This window comes from Cohnella faecalis, assembly GCF_003570905.1.
In the GTDB taxonomy this organism is placed as follows: Bacteria; Bacillota; Bacilli; order Paenibacillales; family Paenibacillaceae; genus Cohnella; species Cohnella faecalis.
The window spans coordinates 50,679-77,468 of record NZ_QXJM01000016.1; the positions used below are offsets into that span (position 1 = coordinate 50,679).

Below are 26,790 nucleotides of genomic sequence, written 5' to 3' on the forward strand. Positions count from 1 at the left end.
GCATGACGATGGCTGGCGATAATCATCTGCTGGACGTGCAAAAGTTAAAAACGTGGTTTCGGACGGAGAAGGGCAGCGTCGCCGCGGTCGACGGCGTTTCCTTCCATGTGCGGGAGGGCGAGTTTATAGGCATCGTAGGGGAGTCGGGCTGCGGGAAAAGCGTCACCTCGCAATCGATTATGCGGCTATTGGACGAGAAGCGACGGGTTCGATACGAGGGCGAGGTTAATTATCGCGGCGAAAATTTGCTGCAATTACCGCCTTCGCGCATGAGATCGATTCGCGGCAACGAAATCTCGATGATTTTCCAGGACCCGATGAGCTCGCTCAACCCGGTGTTCACTATCGGCAAGCAGCTGACGGAGGCGATCACGCTGCACGAACGCGTATCGCGCCGCGCCGCGCGGGAACGGGCGATCGAGCTGCTCCGGCTGACCGGCATTCCAGCCCCCGAGCGGCGCATGGGCGAATATCCGCACCAGCTGTCAGGCGGAATGAGACAGCGGATCATGATCGCGATCGCTCTTGCTTGCCGCCCGGCGCTGCTCATAGCGGACGAGCCGACCACGGCGCTGGATGTCACGATCCAGGCGCAAATTCTCGACTTGCTCGGCGAGCTTAATCGCAGCTACGGCATGAGCGTCTTGCTCATTACGCACGATCTCGGCGTTGTGGCCGAAGTGTGCTCCCGCGTGTTGGTTATGTATTTGGGTCAGATTGTCGAGGAGGCGCCGGTGCACGAGCTGTTCGCCCGGCCTCGGCACCCTTACACGAAAAGTCTGATGAGAGCCGTTCCGACGTTGGACAGCGACCGCAGCCAAGAGCTTCCGGCTATTGACGGCAGCGTTCCGACGCTGTACCATATTCCGCCCGGCTGCCGGTTTGCCCCTCGCTGTCCATATGCGGACGAGCGCTGCACGGGACCCGAGCAGCCGCCCGTCGTGCAGGTCGGCGAAGGGCATTCCGCCCGCTGCTGGCACGCCGAATCATTGATGGAAGGAGGTGCTCGGGATGACGACTGCGCCTAAGAGCAAGCCGCTGCTGGAAGTGCGCAACCTTACGAAGCATTATCGCGGCGGCTCGGCGTTCAGCCGCAACGCTCCGGTTGTCAAAGCGGTCAACGGCGTCTCCTTTCAACTATATGAAGGGGAGACCTACGGACTGGTCGGCGAATCGGGCTGCGGCAAAAGCACGCTCGGCAAGACGATTCTGAGGCTGCAGGAAGCGACGGACGGCGAAGTCGTCTACCGGGGCCGGGATTTGCTCCAGCTGTCTGTCAAGCAGATGCGCGGAGTCCGCAAGCAGCTGCAGATGGTTTTTCAGGATCCGTACACCTCGCTCAACCCTCGGCGCAAAATCGGCAAGACGCTCGAAGAAGCGCTCATTATCCACGGCGTCCGCTCCCGCGAGGAGCGGGAACGCCGGGTGTCCGACATGCTGGAGCGGATCGGTCTGCGGCCGGAGCACGGCGGACGGTATCCGCACGAGCTTTCCGGCGGCCAGCGCCAACGGATCGGGCTTGCGCGCGCACTTATCCTCAATCCGCAAATTGTCGTATGCGACGAGCCGGTGTCCGCGCTTGACGTTATTATTCAATCGCAAATCATTAATCTGATGAAGCGACTGCAGCGCGAGCTGAATTTGACTTATCTGTTTATCGCTCACGATATTAGCGTCGTGCGCTATATTTCCGACCGCATCGGGGTCATGTACCTCGGCAAGCTGGTCGAGGAAGCGGAGACGGACGCGCTGTTCGCGTCGCCCCGTCATCCGTATACGAAGGTGCTGCTGTCGGCCGTCCCGACGCCGTCTCCGGGAAAGGCGAAGGAGCGGGTGAAGCTGACGGGCGAGCTGCCGTCGCCGCTGGACATTCCTTCCGGCTGCGCGTTCCATACCCGGTGTCCATATGCGACGGAAATATGCCGGAAGGAAGAGCCGCCGCTAAGAAGCTTGGCGCACAATCATACGGCGGCTTGCCACCATGCGGAGGCGCTTGCGGCGGCGGCTGGCGAGTCCGATTCGGTACTTGACGGGCGGTATGCGCGCGACTTGTCCGGCTCGGCGTTCGAGGAGCCTGCGGGCGCGACGATAGCGGAATAAACAACAAAGGGAGTGCAACGAGATGAAGCAAATTCATTTGGGCGTATTCGAGGTTAACGCCGTCAATCATTTGACGCCCGGCATCTGGACGCATCCGGAGCAGAACCGGATTCATTTCAACAGCATCGACTATTGGGTAGAAATCGCGCGGCTGCTGGAGCGGGGCAAGTTCGACTTCATGTTTTTTGCCGATACGTACAGCTACCCGAAGAAAAATAAGGAGCTCGCCTTCCGCGAAGCCGGAGGAGCGCCGGGCAACGATCCGATGCTGCTCATTCCCGCTCTGGCGATGGTTACGGAGCACTTGGCGTTCACGATGACGACGTCGACGACCTACGAGACGCCGGTCGCCAATTCCCGCCGTTTCTCGACGCTGGATCATCTGACGAAGGGGCGAATCGGCTGGAACGTCGTGACGACGAGCAATCCGACGGCGGCCGATCTGTTCGGAAGAACGGATTTTCTGCCGCATGACGAGCGTTACGATATGGCGGACGACTTCCTCGAAGCGAGCTATAAGCTGTTGGAAGGCTGCTGGGAGGACGACGCTGTGGTGATCGACCGGGAGAAGCGGATTTTCACCGATCCCGCGAAGGTGCACCTGGTCGTGCATGAAGGCAAATATTTTAAGCTGCAAGGTTATCATTCGCCGTCTCCGTCTCCGCAGCGCACTCCGGTTATTTTCCAGGCGGGCAGCTCGGAGCGGGGGCGCATCTTCGCGGCGAATCATGCCGAGGGCGTATTCCTGAAGGCGCCGACGACGGCGATTTTGCGCGAGCAGGTTGCCGACATTCGCAGAAGAGCGAAGGAAATAGGCCGCGATCCGGCGTCGGTGAAGGTGTTCACGGGCTTGTCGGTCGTGACGGCGCCGACGCGTGAGGAAGCGCAGCGGAAGTACGAGTCTTACTTGAGCCATCAGAGCAGAGAGTCTGCGCTCGCCTCTTATTCAAGCGTGACGGGCATCGACCTGACGAAGCTGGATCCCGACTCCTATTTCGAGAACGTGCACACGGAGATGGGGCAGACGCATACGGACCGGTTCACGAAGTACAGCCCCACCAAGAAAAAAGTGCGCGAGGTAATCGACGACTTCCTGAAGAAGGGCTTTCGCGGCTTGACGGTCGTAGGGGCTCCGGAGGAGGTAGCGGATCAGATTCAAGCATGGGTTGAAGAAACCGATGTGGACGGCTTCAATCTGGAGCCTTATGTGCTCCCGGGCACGTACTCGGATTTCATCGATCTCGTCGTTCCTATTCTTCAGGAACGCGGCCTGTTCAAGAAGGATTACGCGCCGGGCACTTTCCGCGAGAAGCTGTTCGGGCCGGGCTCGGCGCGTTTGCCGGCCAGCCATCCTGCGGCGGCTTTCCGCAACGCGGCGCGGTTGAATCCAGCTGCGGAAGATGACGCTGCGCCGCTTCCGATCGGCGAAGGGAGCCGTTAAGGATGCTGCTGACAGAGGAGCAGCGGCGGCAGGTCGAGCGGCTGGAGCTGACCGAATGGCAGCACGGCTTGCTGCTGCAAGTCCGCGAGCTGGGCCGCAGCGTTATCGGCCCGGCGGCGAAGCGCGTTGACCGGGACGGAGATTATCCGCGCGAGGCGATCGAGGCGTTGAAGCGATCGGGGCTGACCGCGCTGGCCGTGCCGCAGGCAGCCGGCGGGTTCGGCGCGGGCTTTCGCGGAGACGTGCTGGCGCTGCCGCTCGTGCTGATGGAGATCGCCTCCTGGTGCTCTTCGGCGTCGCAGGTGCTGGCGCTCCACAATTCGGGCGTTCAGTATATTCACGCGCTTGGGACGAGGCTCAGACAGACTTTTTCTTCACGGAGGTACGGGAAGGCGCGATGTTCGGCAGCTTCGGCAGCGAGAATCGGCCCGACGGCCCGGGCCCCCGACTGCGCAGCACGCTGAAGCGGCAGGATGGCGGCTATTTGCTGGACGGCGACAAACGGTTTGCGACAGGCTCCCCGGGCGCGAAATGGGCATTCTGGCATTCCGTTCCGACGGAGGAAGCGGATAATCCGCAAGCTCCGATGGCGATGCCGGTCGTTGCGTTGGATGCGCCGGGCATTACGGTGCACGGCGATTGGGACGGCATCGGCCAGCGAGGCACCGGCAGCGGCACCGTTACCGCCCGTCAAGTGTTCATACCGGACAGGCAGTTGATCGGTCGTCCGGGCGCCTTTGCGGCGCACGGCGAGTTTTTCGCTGCGCAGTTCAATATTCACTTCGCCGCCCAGTTTACCGGCATCGCTTACGGCGCGTATCGCGAAGCGCTCCGCTATGCGGCGGGCAAGCGCGCGGCTGGGCAGTCCGCCGACGCAGAAGGAGCAGACCCGGTACTGGCGCTGCGTCTCGGGACATGTCCGCCAAGCTGGCCGCGTCCCGCCAGCTTGTCCTGCATGCGGCCCGCCTGTTGCAAGCGTACCAGGAAACGCCCGAACTGCTGCCTTCCGTCCGAGCCGCCGCCTCCCATGCGAAAATAATTGCCACGGAGACCGCGCTAGAGGTGACAAGCGGCATTTTCCAGACGATGGGCGCCAGAGCGGCCACCCGCGAGAACAACTTCGACATGTACTACCGCAATGCGCGTACGCTGACGCTGCACGACCCGGTCGACAAGCACCGGGAAACGGTCGGCAGATTACAGCTGGTAGAGCTTTAGCTCGCGGATTTATATCTATCGAATCCTTCCAAGGTTATCGACTTTGGAGGATTTCTTATTAATCCAATAAGAAAACTAAAATTATTTTTGCGAAGAGGATTGAAATTCAATCTTGCATCGTCTAATATAGTCGTAAGATCAGAAGGATTCCCGATCGGGCGCCTGCTCGGCGCAGCTTTTCGACGGGTAATCGGCGAGCGCATGCACGGTTTCGGCGAACGCCTCCCTAAGGTTAAGGACCTTTGGCCAGTTCTGCGTAAGCGGATGGGTATGGTCTTTTTTTGTTACCCTTACGGACGAAGATCTTTTCTTTTTACCTTAAATCCGATTATTCTCATCCGAATAACATGAAACGAGAAATCGGCTAATAAGGCATGTGTCCCGCTGGACGTATAAAGGTCTGCCGCATAGCTCCGAAGATCCGGAATGACGCGGCTTGCTGCCAGACATCCGAAGAGCGGGAGGATCGGTGCACAACGAAGTCGAAAGCTCGGCCAGCCAATCGATCAAGACAAGGAAGACGCTCTGCAACACTCAATCCAACACCGAAAAGCGAGGAAAACAAAATGGCAAAAAAACCGATCATCGTCCTTATACTCCTGCTAGCATTCGCATCGATCGCTGCGGCATGCGGCAATAAATCGAATTCGAACGCGAGCCCGTCTCCGTCCGCTTCCCCGTCGAACAGCGCACCGGCTTCGACAGAAAGCCCGTCGCCGGAAGCCTCTCCTTCGCCTTCATCCGCAACAAGCGATCAAATCGCGAAGGCAAACGAGACGACAAAAGTGACACAGGTGCTCGACTGGTTCGCCCAACCGACGCATGGAGGCTTTTTCGCGGCTCAGAAAACCGGATTCTACAAGGACGCCAACCTTGACGTGACCTTGCAGAACGGCGGTCCTCAAGTGTCGGCGGTGCAAATCGTCGCATCGGGCTCGGCGGACTTCGGACTGGCCGGAGCGGACGCGCTGTTGCTTGCCAGAGAGCAAGGAATCCCGGTCGTCGCTCTCGGCGCGGTGCTGCAAATCAGCCCGTCTGCGCTCTTCTACCACAAGGAAGACAACATCAAGGATTTCTCCGACCTGAACGGTCGCAAGGTGTACGCGGTACTGGCGGCAACCTACTGGCAGTATCTGAAGGATACGTACAAGCTCGACAAAGTGCAGGAGTTCCAGTTCAACGGCCAATACGCGAATTTCATTAGCGACCCGAAAGCCGTCTCCCAAGGCTATGTCACCAATACGCTCGCAAGCCTGGAAAGCCAAGGCGTGGAGACAGGCCACCTGCTTGTCGCTGACTCGGGCTATCGTCCGTACTACACGGTCATTTTCACAACGGAAAAATATGCGAAGGAGCACCCGGACGTCGTGAAGGCGTACGTGGAGGCTACGGTTAAAGGCTGGAATTACTACAAGGACAACGCTCCTGAGGTTAATGCCGAGATCGTCAAGGTGAACCAAGGAGCGAAAGTCGAGGACTTTAACAAGGAAGCGGAAGCTCAGAAGGATTTCGTCTACGGCCACGATGCCGCTCAGAACGGCGTAGGCTACTTCACGAAAGAGCGTTGGGAAGAGCTTAACAAGCAGCTTCACGACATCGGTATTTTGAAAAAGGACGAGGATGTCACGAAGGCGTTCACGACCGAGTTTTTGCCTAAGCCGTAAGGGATGAGCGATGAGATACTACATCGTGTTTCTTCAAACGATCGACGCGGCTGGAGCCTCGCAATATCAACAGGCGCATTTTGAATATCAGTCGAGCCTGCGCTTGCAGGGCGTTATTTTCGCTCATGGGCGGTTAACGGATGGCTGGGGAGGAGTTGCGGTGTATCGGGCGGGGTCGGAAGCAGACGTTCGGCTCTATGTCGAAGAGGATCCGTTCGTCCGCAACGGCATTCGCAGCTATGAAATCCACGAATGGGATATGAAGCTTGCGCCCGATGTCAGCGTCGGCGCTCGCGAGGAGGGAACGAAGTGACGGCCAAGACGAAACTTATAAGGCTTAACGCTATCGAGAAAGCGACTCCGACCGACACGCGGGGCTGTGGGCTCATCCGGACGACGAAGGACATCGCTACAAGGAGCTGTCGTATTGGACGGAGCTTGCACAGCTGCTTGAATCGGGAGGGTTCGACGCGATATTCCTGCCGGATGTGCTCGGTCAATACGACGTTTACAAGGGAAGCCGGAATACGTCGCTCGAGCAGGCGATCCAGTCGCCGATCAACGATCCGACTTATTTGCTCCCGGCGATGGCGGCCGTAACGAAGCATCTCGGCTTTGCCGTCACAAGCTCCACCACCTACGAGCATCCTTACGCCCTGGCTCGAAAATTGTCCACGCTCGATCATCTGACACAGGGGCGGGTCGGCTGGAATATCGTAACTTCCTTCCTGACGAGCGCGGCCCGCAACTTCGGATTGGAGGCTCAGCTTGGCGCGGAGGAGCGATACGACCGGGGAGAGGAATACCTTGAGGTATGCTACAAGCTGTGGGAGGAGAGCTGGGACGACGGCGCCGTTGTACGGAATACCGAAGCTCGCATCTATACCGATCCCGCAAAAGTGCGCGACATCGGACATGAAGGCAAACATTTTCGGGTTCCGGGCATCCATCTCAGCGAACCTTCCCCGCAGCGGACTCCGGTGCTGTTCCAAGCGGGGGCTTCGTCGAGCGGAAGGGATTTCGCGGCGAAGCATGCGGAGTGCATCTTCCTGAACACGCCGACGCTGGAGGCGACGCGCGCGATCGTCGAAGACATACGCGGACGGGCTGCGAAGCTCGGGAGAAAGCCGGAACATATTTTGTTCTTTCCGAAGCTGACGGTCATTACGGCACCGACGGATGAGGAAGCGGAAGCCAAGTATCGCGACTATTTGAATTATTCAAGTACCGAGGGCTTGCTTGCGTTGCTCGGAGGCTGGTCGGGCATCGATTTCTCTCAATTCGGTCCGGAAAAGCTGCTGAAGTTCGCCCAGAACAGCGGAAACCGCTCGATTGTCGAGTATATCAACGAACGTCCGGAGAAGAAGTGGACGGTCGAGGAGCTTGCCAACCTCTATGCATTCGGCACCAGCTCGCTTCACGTCGGGTCGCCGGCCAAGATCGCGGACGCCATGGAGCGGTTCGTCGAAGAGACGGGCGTCGACGGGTTCAATATTTCTTACCTGACGCGGCCGGGCACGATCCGGGATTTCGTCGAGTTGGTCGTACCCGAGCTTCGCCGTCGCGGAAGGGTGCAAGCCGAATACGCGCCGGGCACGCTTCGAGAGAAGCTGTTCGGTCAAGGGCCCGGCTTGCCGGACAGCCATCCGGGCGGTAACCGCAGGCAGGCTGCCGCTATTCCGGAAGGAGCGAGGAGCTGATATGGTTTATCGCATTCATCTTGCGCTCAATGTGGCGGATGTTGGGAAGTCGGTGGCCTTCTACCGAAGGCTGCTAGGATCGGAGCCGGACAAGCAGAGCGACGCTTTCGCCAAGTTCGAGCCTGTCGACACAGCCATTAACGTAGCGCTTATCCAAGCGAAACCTGTCGATACAGTCAATAATGATGCGGGGCTCGTCCAAGCCGCGCCTGTCGATACAGCCAGTAGTACGGGGCTCTTCCAAGTCGAGCCGGCTCCCGCACGGGAGCCAAAGAAGGGGGAGCTTAACCACCTTGGTTTGCAGGTTCGAAATGCGGAGGAGGTTCGGGAGGCCGCGCGCCGCCTGAAGGAAGCGGGGCTTGACCCGATCCCGGATCGCAGCTTGTCGGGCGAGGAACGGATTCTGCTGTACGATCCGGACGGCAACGAATGGGAAGTGTTCTATGCGACGGCAGCACTAAATGTCGACCGCTCTGGCGAGCGATAGCCGCTAACGTCGCTAGTCAATTGCTAATATTGCTGCAAAAGGCCGGAGCCGTTTCCGCCGCGGAAGCGGGGGCGGCCCGGTTTTTCAGCCGTTCGGTTCATTCAGCCGAACGAGAAAGGAACGGTGAATCGTATGAGCTTGATCGCAACTGGCAAAGAAACGCATCCCGGCGCCGCCTTGTCCGATATTGGAGGCAATCGGCAAGCGGAGAAGGAGGTCGCCCCTCTCTTATCGCTGCGCAACGTCAGCAAAGCGTACGGAAACGGAACGGTCGCCGTGCGGAACGTCAACCTCGCTATTCGGGAAGGGGAAATCGTATCGTTCGTCGGTCCTTCCGGCTGCGGGAAGTCCACTTTGTTCCGCATGATTGCAGGACTGGGCTCTCCGAGCGAAGGGACGATCGATATTCTCGGCAGGACGCCGGAACAATCCAGGCGGGAGGGCGGCGTGTCTTACGTGTTCCAAGACGCGACGCTGATGCCTTGGAGCAGCGTCCTTGACAACGTGACGCTGCCGCTCAAGCTGTCCGGCACCGCGAAGCGCGACAGGCTGGAGCGGGCCGACCGCGTGCTGGAGCTGGTTGGTTTGAAGGATTATCGGAAGGCGCTGCCAAGACAGCTTTCCGGCGGGATGAAGATGCGCGTATCCATCGCTCGTGCGCTCATCTCGAATCCCAAGCTTCTGCTTATGGACGAGCCTTTCGGGGCATTGGACGAAATGACGCGCCAGTCTCTTCAGGACGAGCTTCTCGCCATACGAGAGAAGGACCCTCGGATGACGATTCTGTTCGTTACCCATAACGTGTTCGAGGCGGTATTCCTATCGACGAGAATCGCCGTGATGTCTGTGCGTCCCGGTCGGATCGCCAAGGAGATCGAAGTCGACGTTCCTTATCCGAGAGGGCACGACTTCCGGACGACGCCGGAATTCGGCGAGCTCGTTCGGAGCGTCGGAGCCGTTCTCGCGCATTGAAAACCGAATGGCAAAGGAGGAGGTTGAAAATGGCACATGAAGCAGCCGCCAGGCTCGACGGAAGGTCCGAATCGGCGACGATCCGCAAGAGCGCCTCGGGGAGCCGTTTGTTGAGAAGCCTGTTTCCGCCGTTAGCGGCGTTCGTCGTATTCGCGGCAATATGGCAATTCGGACTCGTGCTGCTAGGCACTCCCGCTTATTTGCTGCCCAAGCCGACGGACATAGCGGCAGCGGCGGCGGAGAACGCGGACAACCTGCTGAGCTCCGTATGGACGACCGCTTACGAATCTTTGCTTGGCTTTTTGCTCAGCATCGTCATTGGGGTGGCGTTTGCCATCCTGCTTGCGACATCCCGGTTGATCGAGAAGAGCATCTATCCGTATGCGATTATTTTGCAGACGATTCCGATTGTCGCGATTGCTCCGATCATCGTCATCTGGTTCGGCGCGGGGCTTAATGCGGTCGTCATTATCGCGTTTCTGATCGGTTTTTTCCCGATGCTGTCCAATACGCTGATCGGCTTGAACTCGACCGACCAGAACTTGCGCAATCTCTTCTACTTGTACGATGCGGGAAAATGGCAGACGATGTGGCGGCTGCGCATTCCCGCGGCTCTTCCTTATATGGTCGGCGGTTTGAAAATTTCGGCGTCATTGTCGGTCGTCGGCTCTATCGTCGGGGAGTACGTGGCGGGCATCGGAGGCGGCAACGGCGGCTTGGGCTTCGCGATTACTTCGGCCGCGATCCGGCTGCAGACTCCCTATTTGTTCGCTTGCGGATTATCGGCTTCGGCGCTAGGAATCGTCTTTTTTCTGATCGTCAACCAAATTTCCAAATGGCTGCTCAGCTCGTGGCACGAATCTGCGATGCGCACGGAGAACTAGCGAAGGAGAAATGAACATGAGCAAACGCATCCGGCTCAATGCCGTCGAAATGGCCTGCCCGCTGCAGGACAACGCCGGCATGTGGCAACTATCGGGCAATAGCGCCGACCGTTACAAGGACCTCGATTATTGGGTATCGCTGGCCGAGCTTCTCGAAAAAGGGAAGTTCGACGCGGTTTTTTTTGCGGATATTCTGGGCGTATATGACGTCTACAAGGGCAGCCGGGATACCGCCGTGCGGGAAGGGCTGTATGTGCCGATGAACGATCCGGCTTACGTCATTCCGGCGATGGCCGTCGTTACGGAGCATCTGGGCTTCGCGGTGACAAGCTCGCTGACTTACGATCACCCGTATTCGTTGGCGCGCAAAATGTCCACTTTGGATCATCTGACAGACGGCCGAGTCGGCTGGAACATCGTGACCTCGAACCTGGACAGCGCCGCGCGCAACTTCGGCTTGGACGGACAAATCGCTCACGACAAGCGGTATGAAAGAGGCGACGAATTTCTAGAGGTGGCCTATAAGCTGTGGGAAGAAAGCTGGGAGGACGGAGCCGTCATCAAAGATCGCGGCGAAAGGGTATATACCGATCCTTCCAAAGTGCATGACATTGGGCATGAAGGGCGCTATTTCCGAGTGCCGGGCATTCATCTGTGCGAGCCGTCCCCGCAGCGGACGCCGGTTCTGTTCCAAGCGGGCTCCTCGGAGAGAGGGCGGGCGTTCGCCGCGCGGCATGCGGAATGCGTCTTCCTGAACGCGATGAACGCGGAGGAAACCCGCTATCTCGTGCAGGATATTCGGGCGAAAGCGGCTGCGGAAGGCCGGAACCCGGACGAGGTGCTGTTCTTTCCGAAGATCAACCCGATTGTCGGCAGAACGGAAGAGGAAGCAAGGAGCAAGCTGGACAGCTATTTGGCTGCGGCGAGCGCGGAAGGCTCGCTGTCGCTGCTGTCGGCTTGGACGGGCATCGATTTTTCGACGTTCGGAGCGGATCAGCTGCTTGGCTTCATTAAGAAGGGCGAAGAGCGGAACGGCAGCAGCTATCTCGCCGATTTTTTCAGCCGTAATCATACGGGAGCGGAATGGACGCGAGAGGAGCTGGCCAAATATTTCGCGTTCGGGGGCGCGGGCTCGCTGTTGGCGGGAACGCCGGAGCAAATCGCCGACCGGCTGGAAGCTTTCGTCCGGGAGACGGGCGTCGACGGCTTCAATATTGCCTACGTTCTGCGCTATGACACATTCTCGGAATTCATCGAGCTGGTCGTTCCCGAGCTTCAGCGACGGGGGCTCGTCCAGTCCGAATATGCGCCCGGAACGTTCCGCGACAAGCTGTTCGGCAACGGCCCGCGCTTGCCCGAGAGTCATCCCGGAAGACAAACCCGAACAGGAGCTGAAGCGACAACATGAGCAAAAAAAGAATTTATTTGAACGCGATTACGATCAGCGGACCGACGGCTTCGCCCGGTCTATGGGCGCATCCCGAGGATCGGGGGCACGAATATACGAGCTTGAAATATTGGACGGAGCTTGCCAGGACGTTGGAGCGCGGCAAGTTCGACGCGATCTTCTTCGCGGACATGCTCGGCGTCTATGACGTCTATAAGAACAACAAGGATACGGCTATCCGCCAGGCGATTCAAGTGCCGCTGAACGATCCGAGCTACTTGATTCCGGCGATGGCGGCCGTTACGAAAAACCTCGGCTTCGCGGCGACCTTCTCGACGACGTACGAGCATCCTTACGCGCTGGCCCGAAAGCTGTCGACGCTGGATCACCTGACGCGGGGACGCATCGGGTGGAATATCGTGACCTCGAATTTGGACAGCGCAGCCAAGAACTTCGGCTTGGAAGGTCAGATTGCGATCGACGAGCGATACGACCGAGGCGACGAATACATGGACGTCGCTTACAAGCTGTGGGAAGCGAGCTGGGAGCAGGACGCAGTCGTGCTGGACCGCGACAACCGAGTTTATACGGATCCGAACAAAGTGCATGATATCGGGCATAAGGGGAAGTACTTCTCCGTGCCGGGCATTCACTTGAGCGAGCCTTCCCGCAGCGGACGCCGGTGCTGTTCCAGGCGGGCAATTCGACGCGAGGGCGGGAATTCGCGGCGAAGCACGCGGAGGCGGTGTTCCTGAACACGCCGACGGCGCAAGCGACGAAATTCATCATTCAGGATATCCGCGAGCGGGCGGAGCGCCAAGGGCGCGATCCGTCCAAGGTGCTGTTCTTCCCGAAGCTGACGCCGATCGTCGGGCGCACGCAAGCCGAAGCGGAGGCGCGGTTCGAGGATTTTCTGCGCTATTCCAGCACGGAAGGCATATTCGCGCTGCTCGGCGCTTGGTCCGGGATCGACTTTGTGACGGCCGGGGACGACAAGCTGCTTGAATTCGTAGAGAAGCGGGACAATCGCGGCTTGATCGAGTCGCTTCGCCGTACGGATCCGAATAAGAAGTGGTCGGTGGACGAGTTGGCGAATTTTTTTGCATTCGGCACAAGCTCGCTGACGATAGGCTCTCCCGAACGGATCGCCGACGCGATGGAGGCATTCATAGAAGAGACGGGGGCGGACGGCTTCAACATCGGGCACATTATTCAGCCGGGAACGGTCGAGAGCTTCGTCGATCTCGTCGTGCCGGAGCTGCAGAAGCGGGGCTTGACCCAGAAGGAATACGCGGAAGGCACTTACCGCAACAAGCTGTTCGGCGAAGGGCCGCACCTGCGGGAAGATCATCCGGGACAGCTTCATGCCCATACGAGCAAAAAGGAGGCGAACGCGCATGGCTGATTTTATCGTGGAATTGCCTGTGCTGGATGCGAGCAAAGCGGAGAAGCATCTAAAGGCGCACATCGAATTTCTGGATCGGCTGAGGGAGAGCGGCGTCGTGCTCGCTAACGGCCGATTCGCGGACGGCTCCGGCGGACTCGTTATCTATCGGGGGGAGTCCCGCGAGAGCGTTCAAGAGCTTGTCGAGCGCGATCCCTTCGTCGCGAACGGCGTAAGGAGCTACATCATCCGCGAATGGCTGGCAAAATGGGGAGCGGGACCGTCCGCCGCAAGAGACTTAAGCGGTCACTGACGTACGGACCGGACTAAGCGAAGCGTACAAGGAGGATGCGAGGCGGATGCCCAAGCGGATACGATTGAACTTCATCGAGAAAAACTGCCCGACCGTGGACAACATCGGCATGTGGCGTCATCCCGACAGCCGTCCGGAGCTGTACAAGGAATTGCACTATTGGACGGATCTCGCACAGTTGCTAGAAGAGGCGCGGTTCGACGCGATCTTTTTCGCGGACGCGCTCGGCCCTTTCAGCACTTACGGCAATAGCCGGGATACAGCGGTCCGGGAAGGGATGAGCTTGCCGATCAACGATCCGCTCTATCTCATTCCGGCAATGGCGGCCGTCACCGAGCATCTCGGCTTCGCCGTGACGAGCTCGATCACCTACGATCATCCCTACGCCATGGCGCGCAAAATGTCGACGCTCGACCATCTGACCGGAGGACGGATCGGCTGGAATATCGTGACGTCGAACTTGAACAGCGCGGCGTTAAATTTCGGATGGCGGGAGCAGCTGGAGCATGACCGGCGTTACGATCGGGGCGACGAATTTCTTGAGGTGTGCTACAAGCTATGGGAACGAAGCTGGGAGGACGATGCGGTCGTTCGGGATCGGCAGCGGCGCGTCTACACCGACCCGTCCAAAGTTCACGATATCGGACACGAGGGCGAGTTCTTCAAGGTGCCGGGCATTCATCTGTCCGAGCCATCGCCCCAGCGGACGCCGGTGCTCTTCCAGGCCGGCTCCTCGCAGCGGGGAAGGCTGTTCGCCGCAAAGCACGCGGAATGCGTCTTTTTGAACGCCATGACGCCGGAGGAAACGAAATACTTGGTAGACGATATCCGGTCGAAGGCGAAGGAAGCGGGGCGCGACCCGGCCGACATTCTGTTCTTCCCGAGGTTCGTGCCGGTCGTCGCCCCGACCGAAAGAGAAGCACGGGAAAAATTCGAGTCGTATTTGGAGCAAGTGAGCACGGAAGGGACGCTCGCGCTGCTCTCGTCCTGGTCGGGGATCGATTTCTCGGCGTTCGGCCGCGACGAGCTGCTCGCCTTCATCGAGCGCAAAGGGAACGGAAGCCAGTACATCGCCGACTACTTGAGCCGCGCTTCCGCCGAACGTCCTCTTACGGTGCCGGATCTGGCCAAGCTGTATGCGTTCGGCGGCATCGAGAACGTCGCGGTCGGCTCCGCGGAGCAAATCGCCGAGCGGATGATCGCGTTCGCGGACGCGACCGGCATCGACGGGTTCAACGTCGCTTACGCGATTCGTCCCGCAAGCGTTCGCGACTTCGCCGATTTGGTCGTTCCCGAGCTGCAGCGGCTAGGCAGAGTTCAGTCGGAATACGAAGCGGGTTCGCTAAGAGGCAAGCTGTTCGGTCACGGGGACAGACTGAAGCCCGGACATCCGGGGACAAGAACGGAGCTGAACGCGAACGCTCCGACGAGCTAATCCGGCCTTCGAGGCCGCTTTTCGGGAATGCGGAGTTCCCGTAAACGCGGCCTTTCGAAGAGCCGATTTCCTCTGCAAGAAAAATCCAATTAAAAAAATACGAAAAACAGCTTGCATTCTTTCGCCGAACTTGATAATATAAAAAAGTCGCTTTTGAGACACGGCGCTCACGAGGCTGACGAGGACAAGTAAGACACATGCGGAAATAGCTCAGTGGTAGAGCATCTCGTTGCCAACGAGAAGGTCGCGGGTTCGAGCCCCGTTTTCCGCTCCATATGCGCCCTTAGCTCAGCTGGATAGAGCGTTTGACTACGAATCAAAAGGCCGGGAGTTCGAATCTCTCAGGGCGCGCCATTAGTGCAACATATCATTGTCGGGACGTAGCTCAGCTTGGTAGAGCACCTGGTTTGGGACCAGGGGGTCGCATGTTCGAATCGTGTCGTCCCGACCATCTTTTCGCGGGTGTAGTTCAATGGTAGAACTTTAGCCTTCCAAGCTAATAGCGTGGGTTCGATTCCCATCACCCGCTCCACTATTTACAATCGAGACTCCTTGCAGCCGCAAGGAGTTTTTTGTTTGTCTCAGCTCAGTATACGGAGGATGAAGATGAATTTCGGAAAGATTGCCAGCCCCATCGCTTCTCGCTTGCTCGTTATTGCCGGATTTGTTTTTTTCTCGATTGCCTTTGTTTGCGCCTTTGTCCATTCGCTTACCGTATTCGATTCCTTCTCGAGCGCTTCGGGAGCTTTCCTTGCGGCGGTTATCGCCCTGTTGGCGGTCTCCGCTTTGGCGATGAACCGAAGGGTGGGAAAAAAGGCATTCATTATTATTGTACCGGGAGTTGCTTTGGCTTTAAGGCTCATCTGGGCGCTTCTCGTCGATACGCCTCCTTCGTCCGACTTTTTGTTCATGCACAATGCGGCATTGGCCGCGGCGAAGGGAGACTTCTCGTTCGCGTCGTCGGATTATTACACCAGTTGGGCATACCAATTGGGCTTTACTATGTATGAAGCGCTCATCGTCAAGCTGTTCGGCACTCCGATTATCTTTCTTAAGGTCATTAACGTTCTATGGAGCACGGGTACGGTTGCGCTTGTTTATTGGACGGCCGGAAAAGCGTTCAACGAGTTTTGCGGCCGCGCCGCAGCGATAGCGTATGCGTTCTACATACCGAATATCGTCATGTGCTCGGTATTGACGAACCAGCATGTCTCGATGTTCTTTTTCATGCTTGGCTGCGCTTTGCTCGTTCACAGAGGGCTGACGGGAAAATATAGCTGGCTCCTTATCGGCTTGTCGTTCGCAATCGGCCATATCATGAGACCGATCGGGGGAGTCTATATAGCGGCATTGCTCGTGTTCGTTACGGTGTTTCGGGCTTTTCCGTGGTCTCTTAAACGCTCGGGACCGCTGCTTGCGAAGACAGCCGGCATCGTAGTCGTTTTCTATCTTCTCCAGGCGACGGTCAGCCAATCGTTCATCCAGACGGGGGTGACGGCTTACCCTCTTGCCAATCGCGAGCCTTATTGGAAGTTCGTGGTTGGCTTGAATACGGAGTCGGGCGGCGTGTGGAACGCGGCGGACGGCAAGCATATGCGGCAATTCAAGCTGGGCGAGGAGCGCAACCGGGAGGAACGGAGAGTCGTGATCGAAAGGCTGTCGAACGTCGACGCGCTGCCTTCGCTATTCGCCCGCAAGTTCGTTTCCTTCTGGGGCGGCCCGGATTCCTCGGCTTTTTGGAGCATGGAAAAGCTGAATATGCCGAAGCAAACGGAGCGGGTGAACAAGCTGGAGAGAGCCGTATACGCAGCCATGTGCTTTTTTGGAGCAATCGGCCTGCTTGCCCTCGTTCGCGATCGGCAATATGAGTGGCATCGGCTGTTCCTCATTCTGCTCTTCGGCTATGCCGCGATCCATCTGTTCATCGAGATTCAGGGACGTTATCGGCTGGATATGATACCGATACTGGTTCTCTTGCAAAGCTACGGCGTATATGCCGCTTATTCGAGGATAACGCTATGGCTGTCTCCGCGCGCGGATCGGGATCAAGGGGTTCCGATGTAAAACGACAAGGCGCCGCTGGGGGCGGGCGACAAATTTGTTCTCAAAAGATTTTTTCCTGACGTTGCCTATTTACCCATTGACTTTCTGCGGCAATGCTTTGCCGAATGAAAGAAATTGAAGCTTTTCATTCTCATTTGTAGTATCATAACAGGAAGAGTTTTTTGATTTCGTCTGGGGTGAAATTGATGACAGAATTGGCAACGGCAACTGCCGGACGTTCCTCGTCCAATCATTTGTTGCGCCGCGACGTGCGTTTTCTCGGGAACATCCTCGGGGAAGTGCTGGTGCATCAAGGTGGACGCGAACTGTTGGATCAAGTAGAAAAAATACGCGAGATGAGCAAGGCGCTGCGGGCGGAATTTCTTCCCGAGCTGTATGCGGAATTCGTCAAGAACGTCAAATCGATGGAGCCGGAAATCCGGCACCGGGTTATTCGCGCGTTCGCTATTTATTTTCAACTCGTCAATATCGCCGAGCAGAACCATCGGATCAGACGCAAGCGGGATTACGAGCGTTCGGCCGGAGAAGCGGTGCAGCCGGGATCGATCGAGAACGTCGTTCAGTCGCTGAAGGAAAAGAACGTTCCGCTTGAGGAACTGCGCGGAATGATCGGCGACATCTCTCTGGAGCTCGTCATGACGGCGCATCCTACGGAAGCGACAAGACGCGCCGTGCTGGACATCCACAAGCGGATAGCCGACGAGATGATGGAGCTGGACAACCCGACGCTGACGTATCGGGAGCGCGAGAAGCTTCGCGACAAGCTTCTGAACGAAGTGCTCACGCTATGGCAGACGGATGAGCTTCGCGACCGCAAGCCTACGGTTATCGACGAAGTGCGCAACGGCATGTACTTTTTCCATGAGACGTTGTTCGAAGTTCTTCCCGAGGTTTATGAAGAATTGGAACGGTGCCTTACGAAGCATTATCCGGAGGAAGCGTGGCACGTTCCGACGTATTTGCGCTTCGGCTCGTGGATCGGCGGAGACCGCGACGGCAACCCGTCCGTAACCGCGGCGATTACCTGGCAGACGCTTACGATGCAACGGAATCTGGTCATCTACAAATACGAGCAGAACATTCGGTCGCTGATGCGCCAGATGAGCTTCAGCACGTCTATCGCCGACATTTCGCCGGAATTGACGGAGTCCATCAAGCTGGATCGGGAGAACATCGAGCTGCGCATCGTCGATCCGTGGACGAACGAGAAGGAACCGTACCGGATCAAGATGACCTATATGCTTCAGAAGCTCTCGAATATGCGCGAGGAAGAATTCAAGGGCACGAAGCAGCGTTACCATGAAGTGTCCGAATTGCTGGCAGACCTCGGCGTCATCGACCGCAGTCTTCGCCATCATTATGCGGACTATGTGGCCGACACGCTGTTGAAGAAGCTGATTCGTCAAGTGGAGCTGTTCGGCTTCCATCTGGCGGCGCTCGACGTTCGCCAGCATAGCAAAGAGCATGAGAACGCGATGACCGAGGTGCTGGCCAAAGCGGGAGTGATCGAGAACTATTCCGATCTGACCGAGGAAGCGAAGCTTGAGCTGCTGCATCACCTTCTCAGCGACGTTCGTCCTCTTCTGTACGAAACCGCCGAGCTGACCGATACCACCAAAGAGTGCCTTGACGTCTACAAGACGATCTATCGCGCCCAGAAGGAGTTCGGACAGGGCTGCATCACGAGCTATCTGATCAGCATGACGCAGAGCGCGAGCGATTTCCTTGAAGTTCTCGTGTTCGCGAAGGAAGCGGGCTTGTTCCGCCGTTCCGACAACGGCGCGTACTTCAGCACGCTGCAGGCGGTTCCGTTGTTCGAGACGATCGACGACCTTCATGCGGCGCCGGGCATCATGAAGACGCTGTTCGAGCTTCCGATCTATCGCGAATGCTTGTCCGCGATGGGCAATATGCACGAAATCATGCTCGGTTATTCCGACAGCAACAAAGACGGCGGGATGGTTACGGCGAACTGGGAGCTGCGATTGGCGCTCAAGGAGCTGACGGAGACCGCTAACGAATACAACGTGAAGCTGAAGTTTTTCCACGGCCGCGGAGGCGCATTGGGCCGCGGAGGAATGCCGCTGAACCGCAGCATCATGGCTCAGCCGCCGAACACGGTCGGAGCGGGCATCAAGATTACGGAGCAGGGCGAAGTGCTGTCCTCCCGTTACTCCCTCAAGGGGATCGCTTACCGCAGCTTGGAGCAGGCGACGGGCGCTCTCGTGAATGCCGCCTATCTGGCCCGCCATCCTTCCGAAGAGAACGGCTCGGAAGCTCGCTGGGAAGAAATTATGACGGTCATTTCCGAGACGGCTCAGACCAAGTATCAGGATTTGATTTTCCGGGATCCCGACTTCATGACGTTCTTCAAGGAATCGACGCCGTTGCCGGAAGTCGGAGAGCTGAACATCGGCTCCCGTCCATCGAAGCGAAAAAACAGCGAGCGGTTCGAGGATCTGCGAGCCATTCCATGGGTGTTCTCGTGGACGCAGAGCCGTTATCTGCTGCCAGCTTGGTACGCGGCCGGCACGGCGTTCCACGGCTACGTCGCGGGCGATAAGGAGCGTCTCGAGACGCTTCGGACGATGTACAAGGAGTATTCGTTCTTCAGCTCCCTCATCGACAATCTGCAGATGGCGCTGGCCAAAGCCGATCTTCTGATCGCACGGGAATATTCGGAGATGATCAAGGACGATACGATTCGGACGCGCATCTTCACGCAGATCGAAGAGGAGTATGCGCGGACGAAGGAAATGATTCTTGCCATTACCGGGCAGGAAGAAATTCTCGATAACGTTCCGGTCATTCAGGAATCGATTCGACTTCGCAACCCTTACGTCGATCCGCTGAGCTATATGCAAGTTCAGCTTCTTACCGAGCTGCGTCAATTGCGCGCAGACGATCAGGACGACGCCGTCATTCTGAGGGAAGTGCTTCTGACCATTAACGGAATCGCAGCCGGTCTCCGGAATACCGGTTGATCCGCCGGCCAACCTATACCATTCACGAGGCCCGGGCTTAAGTCCCGGGCCTCGTTGTTGCGTCTACAAGAAAGCGGGTTCGGCATCCATGAACAAAAAATCGACTGCGATAGGCGCGGCGCTTCTCGTGCTGCTCGGAGCGTCCAGCTACGGACTTCTCTCTCCAATCTTCAAGCTGGCGCTTGAGAGCGGCGCCGTAACGGAGGATCTGACGTTCGCCCAGATCGCATCCGGCTCGGCCATTCTATGGCTGGCGGCGCTCGTCATGAGAAAGACGGCCTTCCGAGGGCGAGACCGTGCGGGCTCGAAGGAGCAAAAGGGCGGTTCGGCCGGATGGAAGGATACGTTGAAGCTGGCGGCCGTCGGGATATGCGGGTTGTCTCTTACGACCGTCTTTTATAATCAAGCGTTGGCTCATTTGGACGCTTCTATGGCGATTGTCTTGCTTTTTCAATTTACGTGGATTACGATCTTGCTAGAAAGCATTCGCTATCGCAAAGCTCCGTCCAAGAAGGAGCGGGTCGCGGCGGCGTTCGTCGTGCTCGGAACGCTGCTGGCCGTCGGCTTGCTTGAGAACGGAGTGACGCGGCTGGACGGCTTAGGAGTGGCTTACGGGCTGCTGTCGGCGCTAACATACAGCTTGTTCTTCTTTTTGACGAATATGATCCGGACGAAGAAGGATCCGATCCAGGGGTCTGCAATCATGATGACGGCGGGGCTTGTATTCGTCGCAGCGCTTCGTTCGCCCGCCGAATTCCAGTGGAACGACAGCCTGTCGGTGTTCGGATGGGGGCTGTTGCTGGGTCTGCTAGGATCGGCGCTGCCTACGATTTGCTTCAATATCGGTATTCCGAAGCTGGGAGGCAGCTTGGCGGCCATGCTTGGAGCCGTTGAACTGCCCGTAGCCGTCGTCGTGTCGGCTATCGTGCTCGGAGAATCGTTCTCTTGGCTGCAGGGGATAGGGGTTGGGCTGATTTTGGCGGGAATCGCCGCATCGCAAGGCTGGGGCGTTCGTCAAAACCGGCGAGAAAGGTGAGGAGTGTCGGTGAAGTCATTGGAAACGCGGCTCGCGAAGCTCGCTCTTAAGGGCGATCAGCGCGCATTCGCGGAAATTGTGGATTTATATAAAGACAAGCTGTACCATCTCGCCTACCGAATGGTCGGAAACCGCCAGGAGGCGGAGGACGTTACCCAGGAAGCTTTCCTAAGGGTGTACAAAAACCTGGATCGCTACGATCAGAATCAGAAGTTCTCCACCTGGATCTATCGGATCGCGACGAATTTGTGCATCGACAGGCTGCGGAAGCGGAGGGCCGTGTACTCTCTTGACGCGGAATCGTCCGATCATGAGGGTCTTGACGGTTACTCGATGCTTCCGAGCGACGACCGAACGCCGGAGAGCGAGCTGATTCTGTCCGAGACGCAGCGTCTCATTCGCGAGGCGATGGATACGCTGCCGGTGAAGTACAAGTCCGTCATGGTATTGCGATACCTTCAGGACATGTCGCTGCAGGAAATATCGGACGTGCTCGACATGCCGGTGACGACGGTGAAGACGCGGGTTCATCGCGGCAGGGAATTTTTGCGGAAGAAGCTTGAGAATAAGTTGTAACCCAATTCGAGAATGGGTGAAACCGGTCCGGCCTTCCGAACGTATGGTATAGAAGCAACTCGTGCGGCGCCTCGGGCTCCGCTATAAGGAAAGGGATGGCTGATATGAAGTGCAACGTCGCCGTCGCGTATATACACGAATATTTGGACGGGGATCTTCCTCGCGGTCAGGTGGACGATCTGCAGAAGCATCTCGCTCACTGCTCGTCTTGCGAAACCCGGCTTAGCCAGCTGGAGAGGGTGGACGCATTCGCGCGAGCGATGCCTGCTCCTGCAACGCCGCCGAATATGGCGGAGCAAATTATGAAGTCGCTGCCGAAATCCCGCCGCAGTCCGTCCACCTGGACGAAATGGGTGCGCCGACATCCGGCCGCTTCGGCCGCAGCCATGTTCTTAGTCGTCATGCTGTCGAGTTTCGTCGCTATGTGGAATCAGGATCAGAAGCTGTCCATTAGCGGACCGGACCTTGAGCATGTTATAATCGAAGGACATACCGTGACGGTACCCGAAGGACAGAAGGTAACCGGGGATTTGACCATCGTCAACGGGTCCGCGAGGGTGCTTGGGGATTTGCAAGGTGATTTGACCGTCATCGACGGGAACGTCACGCTCGCATCGACCGCCCATATCGCCGGACAAGTGAAGGAGATCGATCGAGCGGTGGATTGGCTTTGGTACAAAGTCACTTCATGGTTCGGCACTCTGGCATATGGACAATAACGACGGATTTTCAGGGCGCCTCCCGGGACTTCGGGAGGTTTTTTTTGTAAGTTCAACAGGATTTCGTCGGGGGAGTAGAGAAATCATTGTAGATTCATCCTATACGTAAATCCGACACGTTTCGAGCCTATGAATAAGCGCCGGGATCGGGGGGCACCTTTTGAATTATTTTTCCGGGCTGACTTGGACGACCTCCATCAAAGACATAGCAGACATTCTTATCGTTAGCTATCTCATTTATCGAATGATTCTTCTCGTACGGGGAACCAAGGCGGTTCAGCTGATTCGGGGGATTTTTCTTCTTGTCCTGACATGGGCTCTCAGCACGTGGCTTAACTTGTATACGCTCAAGTGGCTGATGAATCAGGTGTTCACTTTCGGAGTCGTAACGGTGCTTATCATCTTTCAGCCGGAGCTGCGAAGGGCGCTTGAGCAGCTGGGGAGGGGCAAGCTGTTCACCCGTTCCTCTCCCGAAGAGCAGGATGTGAGTCACCAAATCGGCGAAATCATGAAGGCCGTTAATTATATGTCGCAGAGAAAAATAGGTGCGTTAATCGTTTTTGAACGGAACACGGGCTTGAACGATTATATCGAATCCGGCATTAAGATGACGTCCAATCTAACCTCCGAGCTGCTCATCAACGTGTTTATTCCGAACACCCCGCTGCATGACGGCGCCGTCATTATCCGCGCCAACGAAATTATGGCGGCGGGCTGTTATCTTCCCCTGTCGGAAAATCCGTTCATCAGCAAGGAGCTCGGAACGCGGCACCGGGCGGCGATCGGAATCAGCGAGGTGTGCGATGCGATCTCGGTCGTCGTCTCGGAAGAGACGGGACAGGTGACGCTCGCCATCAACGGGCAAATCGTTCGCGATATTAAAGAAGAATCTCTCATTTCCAAGCTGTTCGACGAGCTGCGTCCGCAACTCAAAGCGAAGGTGGCGGAGTGGAGCTGGAGGTCGCTCCTGCGGCGGAAGGCAGGTGGCCGCCGTGGATAAGTGGCTAAGCCGTCCGACGGTTCTGAAGCTGGTGGCGCTTGCCATCGGAATCATTATGTTCGCCGTCGTCCATTTCGATCCGGCATCGACACCTAACAACGTCGCGTCCTTGTATGAGAATCGAGTCATAGACGGGGTGAAAATTCAGCCGTACGGGCTGGATGAACGGAATTACGTCCTGCTGGGGCTCGATCCGCAGAAGGTGAAGCTGACCGTGCGCGGCACGAAAAGCGATCTGTACGCCGCGTCTACGGACGATTACAAGATACAGGCCGATATGAGGACGGTGGGCGAAGGGACGATGACGCTCAACCTGCAATTCGATCTGCCCAAAGGCATCCAATTGGTTCAAATAACGCCGAGCACCGTAACGGTGACGGTTGAAGCGCTGGAGACGAAGGAGTTCGAGGTCAGCATCACGACGATCGGCGAGCCGGAACAGGGTTACAAAGCCGGAACGCCGGTCATCAAGCCTTCGAATCGGGTTCACGTTACTCTTCCGAAGAATACACTGGCTAAAGTGGAGAGAGTTGGCGCTTCCATCCCGATCAAGGGGGAGACGGAGACGATCAAGAGCAAGTCGGTGAAGCTGGCTGCGTACGACAGCGAAGGAAATATCATCGAAGGGGCCATTATCGACCCGACGGTAGTCGAGGTGGAGGTTCCGATCACGAATCCGTTCAAGCAGGTTCCGCTGCAGTTCAAGCTGCAGGGCGCCATGCCGGCTGGACTTAGCATCGCTACGTTCAAGCCGGACATCGAGCTAGTGACGGTGTATGGACCGCAGGAGGCGCTCGATAAGATCGACTTTGTGGAAGCGGATGTTCAGCTGGCCGAGCTGACGCAATCCGGCAAGGTGACTGTGCCGCTGAAGCTTGATCCGCCTATTACGCAAATTTCGCCGAATGAGACAGTCATCAGCATTGAAGTGGTGCTGTCGGCGACCCGGTCGCTTGAAGGGCTGCCGATCAAGCTTAACGGCTTGGGCGAGGGCTTGATCGCGACGATTACGGACCCGTCGACGGGCAAGGCGGATATTAGCGTTAAGGGCGCGCCTTCCGTGCTGGATCGGCTGCAGCCTGGCGATGTGCAAGTGAAGGCGGAGCTGACCGGCAAAGGTCCGGGTACGCATACGGTCGATCTGACGGTTTACTTGCCGCGATTTATCGAGCAAGCGGGAGGTACGAAGACGATAACGGTCGAGATTGCCGGCGACGTGCCGGCGACGGCTCCGGGAGAGCCGGATGTGACGACCGGCGGTGAAGCTGCCGGAGAGGATGGCGAAGGGACTTCGAGTCCGTCTCCTTCGCCGTCCTCGTCGCCGCAGTCATCCGATTCGCCGGGAGTCTAACGAAAGTAAGCCAACGATGAAGGAGCCGAGCAGCTAGAATGGGAAAATATTTTGGTACGGACGGTGTACGCGGAGTTGCGAATACGGAGTTGACGCCTGAACTGGCTTATCGGATCGGCCGGTGCGGCGGCGTTGTGCTGGCGGGACGGGCGGAACGCCCCAAGGTGGTTATCGGACTGGACACGAGGGTGTCTGGACCGATGCTGGAGAGCTCGCTGATCGCCGGCTTGCTGTCGATCGGCGCGGACGTTGTTAGACTGGGCGTCGTATCTACGCCTGCGGTCGCTTACTTGACGAGAGAGCTCGGAGCCGATGCGGGGGTTATGATCTCGGCATCGCATAATCCGGTTGCAGATAATGGCATTAAGTTTTTCGGCGGCGACGGCTTCAAGCTGCTGGATGAGACGGAAGCGGAAATCGAGCGTCTGATGGACGCCGAGACCGATGAGCTGCCGCGGCCTGTAGGCGGCGGTATTGGGCGCGTATCCGAGGATTTGGGAGCTAAGCAGCGGTACGTTGAGTTTCTGAGAAGCACGGTGAAGCATTCGTTCGCCGGGGTGAAGATCGTGCTCGATTGCGCTCATGGAGCCGCTTACGAGCTGGGTCCGGTCGTGTTCCGCGCATTGGGCGCGGAAGTTATCACATTAGGCGCGGAGCCTGACGGCCTTAACATTAACGACGGCGTCGGATCGACGCATCCGGAGCTGCTGGCGGCGAAGGTGAAGGAGCTTGGCGCGGATCTCGGGCTTGCGTTCGATGGGGATGCGGATCGGCTGATTGCCATCGACGAGAACGGCGAAGAGGTCGACGGCGATTATTTGCTTTGTATTTGCGGCGATGCGATGAAGCGGGACGGACGCCTGAAGCGCGATACCGTCGTGACGACGGTCATGGCGAACATCGGCTTCTTCAAGGCGACGGAGACATTGGGGCTGAAGACGGCGAAGACGGCCGTAGGTGACCGTTACGTCATGGAAGAAATGGTGAGAGAAGGATATAACCTGGGGGGCGAGCAGTCCGGTCACGTTATTTTCCTCGATTACAACACGACTGGCGACGGTATTCTGACGGGATTGCAGCTTGTCGATACGTTGATCGGTTCCGGACGTAAGCTGGGCGAGCTCAAGGGAATGATGCGCAAATATCCGCAGGTGCTCGTTAATGTGCGGGTGGCGGATAAGTCGCGTTATCCGGGCAACGAAGCGATTCTGGCCGCCGTCGCTTCCGCGGAGGCGGAGCTCGGCGACAATGGCCGCGTGCTCGTGCGTCCGTCCGGCACGGAAGCGTTGATTCGCGTAATGGCCGAAGGGCCGGAACGGGAAGAGATCGAGCGGCATGTCGCTGCGATCGTGGACGTCGTTCGCAAGGAATTGGCCTAATTGTTGCGCAGATTACTGGAGAGCCGCCCTTTTGTGGGGCGGCTTTTATATATATCTTGGCGTTAATACCTATTTGAGGATTGGTTTAAGCTGCCGGTATGCGAGGTTTGTTCCTTATCGCTGTAAAGAGCAGCGCGGAGAGGCTCGATTTTGAACTGTAAAACATACCTTTAATTTGATGGTAGATGGGTATTTTATCGATATTAGCTGCAAAAGGCGCATGTATGGAGGGCGTTTGTAACGTTGATCTCCGAAATGACAAAAAATAACTGTAGCTTTTGCAGTTCAATATCAGCGTCGGCGATTCTGCTGGATGGAGAGATGTATCTATTACAGTTAATCAACTGCTCGTCAAACGGCCAAGGTGAAAGAGGCGCGGATTTTCATGAGAATACCGGATACCGAAGCGAAGCTTCCTTCTTCGAAGTCCAGAGGACAACGAAGGCGATTTTGATTGGACAGATTAAGGTAGAGAGAGGCATTGTTGCAAGAACCGCGTCGGTTGCAGTCCGAATTTGCCCAGCTGCAGTTGCTTCTACAGTATTCATTCGAGCCGGAGTCCGATTTTACCCGATTGCAGCGCACTTTTCGAACATGGTTGTTTGTATTGCAGAGCCATAGCGACAAATTCGGTTCTCCAATTGGGCTTAATCGGGTTAGAGCAGGCTTCAGGCAAATGGGTTTTGGGGGCAAGGC

Annotated in this window: 25 protein-coding genes and 4 tRNA genes; all 29 read left to right on the plus strand. The window is 57.4% G+C overall.

Going from position 1 to position 26,790, the window contains the following annotated elements; all coding sequences use genetic code 11:
* Positions 1-2: 2 nt before the first annotated feature.
* Positions 3-1,028 carry an ABC transporter ATP-binding protein gene (locus tag D3H35_RS02550; RefSeq protein ID WP_378125568.1) on the plus strand — a complete coding sequence of 342 codons (1,026 nt, stop codon included), beginning with the start codon at positions 3-5 and terminating at the stop codon, positions 1,026-1,028.
* Positions 1,012-2,100, plus strand: coding sequence for an ABC transporter ATP-binding protein (locus tag D3H35_RS02555; protein WP_119147633.1), 1,089 nt, complete (start codon positions 1,012-1,014; stop codon positions 2,098-2,100). The genes D3H35_RS02550 and D3H35_RS02555 overlap by 17 nt, the downstream gene beginning before the upstream one ends.
* 22 nt (positions 2,101-2,122) lie before the next feature.
* Positions 2,123-3,541: an LLM class flavin-dependent oxidoreductase gene (locus tag D3H35_RS02560; RefSeq protein WP_119147634.1), complete on the plus strand. Its 1,419-nt coding sequence runs from the start codon at positions 2,123-2,125 to the stop codon at positions 3,539-3,541.
* 2 nt (positions 3,542-3,543) lie between these two features.
* Positions 3,544-4,005 (plus strand): acyl-CoA dehydrogenase family protein, encoded by a 462-nt coding sequence (locus D3H35_RS02565; protein ID WP_119147635.1) that lies wholly within the window; start codon positions 3,544-3,546, stop codon positions 4,003-4,005.
* On the plus strand, positions 3,939-4,580 hold the full coding sequence (locus D3H35_RS31925) for an acyl-CoA dehydrogenase family protein (protein WP_233567714.1): 642 nt from the start codon (positions 3,939-3,941) through the stop codon (positions 4,578-4,580). Before D3H35_RS02565 ends, D3H35_RS31925 begins: the two co-directional genes overlap by 67 nt.
* Positions 4,469-4,759: an acyl-CoA dehydrogenase family protein gene (locus D3H35_RS02575; RefSeq protein ID WP_233567726.1), complete on the plus strand. Its 291-nt coding sequence runs from the start codon at positions 4,469-4,471 to the stop codon at positions 4,757-4,759. The genes D3H35_RS31925 and D3H35_RS02575 overlap by 112 nt, the downstream gene beginning before the upstream one ends.
* Positions 4,760-5,325: 566 nt before the next feature.
* A complete protein-coding gene (locus D3H35_RS02580; RefSeq protein WP_119147638.1) occupies positions 5,326-6,423 on the plus strand; it encodes an ABC transporter substrate-binding protein in 1,098 nt (365 codons plus the stop codon).
* Positions 6,424-6,433: 10 nt separating this feature from the next.
* Entirely contained in the window at positions 6,434-6,736 is a 303-nt protein-coding gene (locus D3H35_RS02585; RefSeq protein WP_119147639.1) for a YciI family protein, read from the plus strand.
* A gap of 106 nt (positions 6,737-6,842) precedes the next feature.
* Positions 6,843-8,123 carry an LLM class flavin-dependent oxidoreductase gene (locus D3H35_RS02590; protein ID WP_233567727.1) on the plus strand — a complete coding sequence of 427 codons (1,281 nt, stop codon included), beginning with the start codon at positions 6,843-6,845 and terminating at the stop codon, positions 8,121-8,123.
* Between the two features lies 1 nt (position 8,124).
* A complete protein-coding gene (locus D3H35_RS02595) occupies positions 8,125-8,610 on the plus strand; it encodes a VOC family protein (RefSeq protein WP_119147641.1) in 486 nt (161 codons plus the stop codon).
* A 132-nt stretch (positions 8,611-8,742) separates the two neighbouring features.
* Positions 8,743-9,582: an ABC transporter ATP-binding protein gene (locus D3H35_RS02600; RefSeq protein ID WP_119147642.1), complete on the plus strand. Its 840-nt coding sequence runs from the start codon at positions 8,743-8,745 to the stop codon at positions 9,580-9,582.
* Positions 9,583-9,611: 29 nt separating this feature from the next.
* Entirely contained in the window at positions 9,612-10,466 is an 855-nt protein-coding gene (locus D3H35_RS02605) for an ABC transporter permease (RefSeq protein WP_119147643.1), read from the plus strand.
* A 16-nt stretch (positions 10,467-10,482) separates the two neighbouring features.
* On the plus strand, positions 10,483-11,874 hold the full coding sequence (locus tag D3H35_RS02610) for an LLM class flavin-dependent oxidoreductase (RefSeq protein ID WP_119147644.1): 1,392 nt from the start codon (positions 10,483-10,485) through the stop codon (positions 11,872-11,874).
* On the plus strand, positions 11,871-12,608 hold the full coding sequence (locus D3H35_RS33960) for an NtaA/DmoA family FMN-dependent monooxygenase (protein WP_325049989.1): 738 nt from the start codon (positions 11,871-11,873) through the stop codon (positions 12,606-12,608). The genes D3H35_RS02610 and D3H35_RS33960 overlap by 4 nt, the downstream gene beginning before the upstream one ends.
* Positions 12,536-13,258 (plus strand): LLM class flavin-dependent oxidoreductase, encoded by a 723-nt coding sequence (locus tag D3H35_RS33965; protein WP_325049990.1) that lies wholly within the window; start codon positions 12,536-12,538, stop codon positions 13,256-13,258. The genes D3H35_RS33960 and D3H35_RS33965 overlap by 73 nt, the downstream gene beginning before the upstream one ends.
* Entirely contained in the window at positions 13,251-13,550 is a 300-nt protein-coding gene (locus D3H35_RS02620) for a YciI family protein (protein WP_119147645.1), read from the plus strand. Before D3H35_RS33965 ends, D3H35_RS02620 begins: the two co-directional genes overlap by 8 nt.
* Before the next feature lie 46 nt (positions 13,551-13,596).
* On the plus strand, positions 13,597-14,985 hold the full coding sequence (locus tag D3H35_RS02625) for an LLM class flavin-dependent oxidoreductase (protein ID WP_119147646.1): 1,389 nt from the start codon (positions 13,597-13,599) through the stop codon (positions 14,983-14,985).
* A 199-nt stretch (positions 14,986-15,184) separates the two neighbouring features.
* Positions 15,185-15,259, plus strand: a tRNA-Gly gene (locus D3H35_RS02630).
* 3 nt (positions 15,260-15,262) lie between these two features.
* Positions 15,263-15,339: transfer RNA gene (locus tag D3H35_RS02635), tRNA-Arg, on the plus strand.
* A 20-nt stretch (positions 15,340-15,359) separates the two neighbouring features.
* Positions 15,360-15,436 (plus strand) — tRNA-Pro (locus D3H35_RS02640).
* Positions 15,437-15,443: 7 nt separating this feature from the next.
* Positions 15,444-15,517, plus strand: a tRNA-Gly gene (locus D3H35_RS02645).
* Between the two features lie 74 nt (positions 15,518-15,591).
* On the plus strand, positions 15,592-17,049 hold the full coding sequence (locus D3H35_RS02650; RefSeq protein WP_158593908.1) for a glycosyltransferase family 39 protein: 1,458 nt from the start codon (positions 15,592-15,594) through the stop codon (positions 17,047-17,049).
* Between the two features lie 185 nt (positions 17,050-17,234).
* Positions 17,235-20,033, plus strand: coding sequence for a phosphoenolpyruvate carboxylase (ppc, locus tag D3H35_RS02655; protein WP_119147648.1), 2,799 nt, complete (start codon positions 17,235-17,237; stop codon positions 20,031-20,033).
* Positions 20,034-20,121: 88 nt separating this feature from the next.
* Positions 20,122-21,069 (plus strand): EamA family transporter, encoded by a 948-nt coding sequence (locus tag D3H35_RS02660; RefSeq protein ID WP_119147649.1) that lies wholly within the window; start codon positions 20,122-20,124, stop codon positions 21,067-21,069.
* 9 nt (positions 21,070-21,078) lie between these two features.
* Positions 21,079-21,645, plus strand: a complete 567-nt coding sequence (gene sigW / locus D3H35_RS02665) for an RNA polymerase sigma factor SigW (protein ID WP_119147650.1) — start codon at positions 21,079-21,081, stop codon at positions 21,643-21,645.
* Positions 21,646-21,749: 104 nt separating this feature from the next.
* Positions 21,750-22,364 (plus strand): zf-HC2 domain-containing protein, encoded by a 615-nt coding sequence (locus D3H35_RS02670; RefSeq protein WP_119147651.1) that lies wholly within the window; start codon positions 21,750-21,752, stop codon positions 22,362-22,364.
* 160 nt (positions 22,365-22,524) lie between these two features.
* Positions 22,525-23,364 carry a diadenylate cyclase CdaA gene (gene cdaA, locus D3H35_RS02675; protein WP_119147652.1) on the plus strand — a complete coding sequence of 280 codons (840 nt, stop codon included), beginning with the start codon at positions 22,525-22,527 and terminating at the stop codon, positions 23,362-23,364.
* Positions 23,357-24,715, plus strand: coding sequence for a CdaR family protein (locus D3H35_RS02680; RefSeq protein ID WP_147355714.1), 1,359 nt, complete (start codon positions 23,357-23,359; stop codon positions 24,713-24,715). Before cdaA ends, D3H35_RS02680 begins: the two co-directional genes overlap by 8 nt.
* A 38-nt stretch (positions 24,716-24,753) precedes the next feature.
* On the plus strand, positions 24,754-26,094 hold the full coding sequence (gene glmM / locus D3H35_RS02685) for a phosphoglucosamine mutase (RefSeq protein WP_119147654.1): 1,341 nt from the start codon (positions 24,754-24,756) through the stop codon (positions 26,092-26,094).
* Positions 26,095-26,790 lie beyond the last annotated feature (696 nt).

Excerpts from the sequence above, each read along its gene's own strand:
- D3H35_RS02650 (WP_158593908.1), top strand. The coding sequence starts at position 15,592 with ATGAATTTCGGAAAGATTGCCAGCCCCATCGCTTCTCGCTTGCTCGTT.
- D3H35_RS33960 (WP_325049989.1), top strand. The coding sequence starts at position 11,871 with ATGAGCAAAAAAAGAATTTATTTGAACGCGATTACGATCAGCGGACCG.
- D3H35_RS02555 (WP_119147633.1), top strand. The coding sequence starts at position 1,012 with ATGACGACTGCGCCTAAGAGCAAGCCGCTGCTGGAAGTGCGCAACCTT.
- D3H35_RS02660 (WP_119147649.1), top strand. The coding sequence starts at position 20,122 with ATGAACAAAAAATCGACTGCGATAGGCGCGGCGCTTCTCGTGCTGCTC.
- D3H35_RS02670 (WP_119147651.1), top strand. The coding sequence starts at position 21,750 with ATGAAGTGCAACGTCGCCGTCGCGTATATACACGAATATTTGGACGGG.
- D3H35_RS02620 (WP_119147645.1), top strand. The coding sequence starts at position 13,251 with ATGGCTGATTTTATCGTGGAATTGCCTGTGCTGGATGCGAGCAAAGCG.
- D3H35_RS02625 (WP_119147646.1), top strand. The coding sequence starts at position 13,597 with ATGCCCAAGCGGATACGATTGAACTTCATCGAGAAAAACTGCCCGACC.
- D3H35_RS02560 (WP_119147634.1), top strand. The coding sequence starts at position 2,123 with ATGAAGCAAATTCATTTGGGCGTATTCGAGGTTAACGCCGTCAATCAT.
- D3H35_RS02605 (WP_119147643.1), top strand. The coding sequence starts at position 9,612 with ATGGCACATGAAGCAGCCGCCAGGCTCGACGGAAGGTCCGAATCGGCG.
- D3H35_RS02550 (WP_378125568.1), top strand. The coding sequence starts at position 3 with ATGACGATGGCTGGCGATAATCATCTGCTGGACGTGCAAAAGTTAAAA.
- D3H35_RS02595 (WP_119147641.1), top strand. The coding sequence starts at position 8,125 with ATGGTTTATCGCATTCATCTTGCGCTCAATGTGGCGGATGTTGGGAAG.
- D3H35_RS02600 (WP_119147642.1), top strand. The coding sequence starts at position 8,743 with ATGAGCTTGATCGCAACTGGCAAAGAAACGCATCCCGGCGCCGCCTTG.
- D3H35_RS02565 (WP_119147635.1), top strand. The coding sequence starts at position 3,544 with ATGCTGCTGACAGAGGAGCAGCGGCGGCAGGTCGAGCGGCTGGAGCTG.
- D3H35_RS02585 (WP_119147639.1), top strand. The coding sequence starts at position 6,434 with ATGAGATACTACATCGTGTTTCTTCAAACGATCGACGCGGCTGGAGCC.
- D3H35_RS02610 (WP_119147644.1), top strand. The coding sequence starts at position 10,483 with ATGAGCAAACGCATCCGGCTCAATGCCGTCGAAATGGCCTGCCCGCTG.
- ppc (WP_119147648.1), top strand. The coding sequence starts at position 17,235 with ATGACAGAATTGGCAACGGCAACTGCCGGACGTTCCTCGTCCAATCAT.
- glmM (WP_119147654.1), top strand. The coding sequence starts at position 24,754 with ATGGGAAAATATTTTGGTACGGACGGTGTACGCGGAGTTGCGAATACG.
- D3H35_RS31925 (WP_233567714.1), top strand. The coding sequence starts at position 3,939 with ATGTTCGGCAGCTTCGGCAGCGAGAATCGGCCCGACGGCCCGGGCCCC.
- D3H35_RS02580 (WP_119147638.1), top strand. The coding sequence starts at position 5,326 with ATGGCAAAAAAACCGATCATCGTCCTTATACTCCTGCTAGCATTCGCA.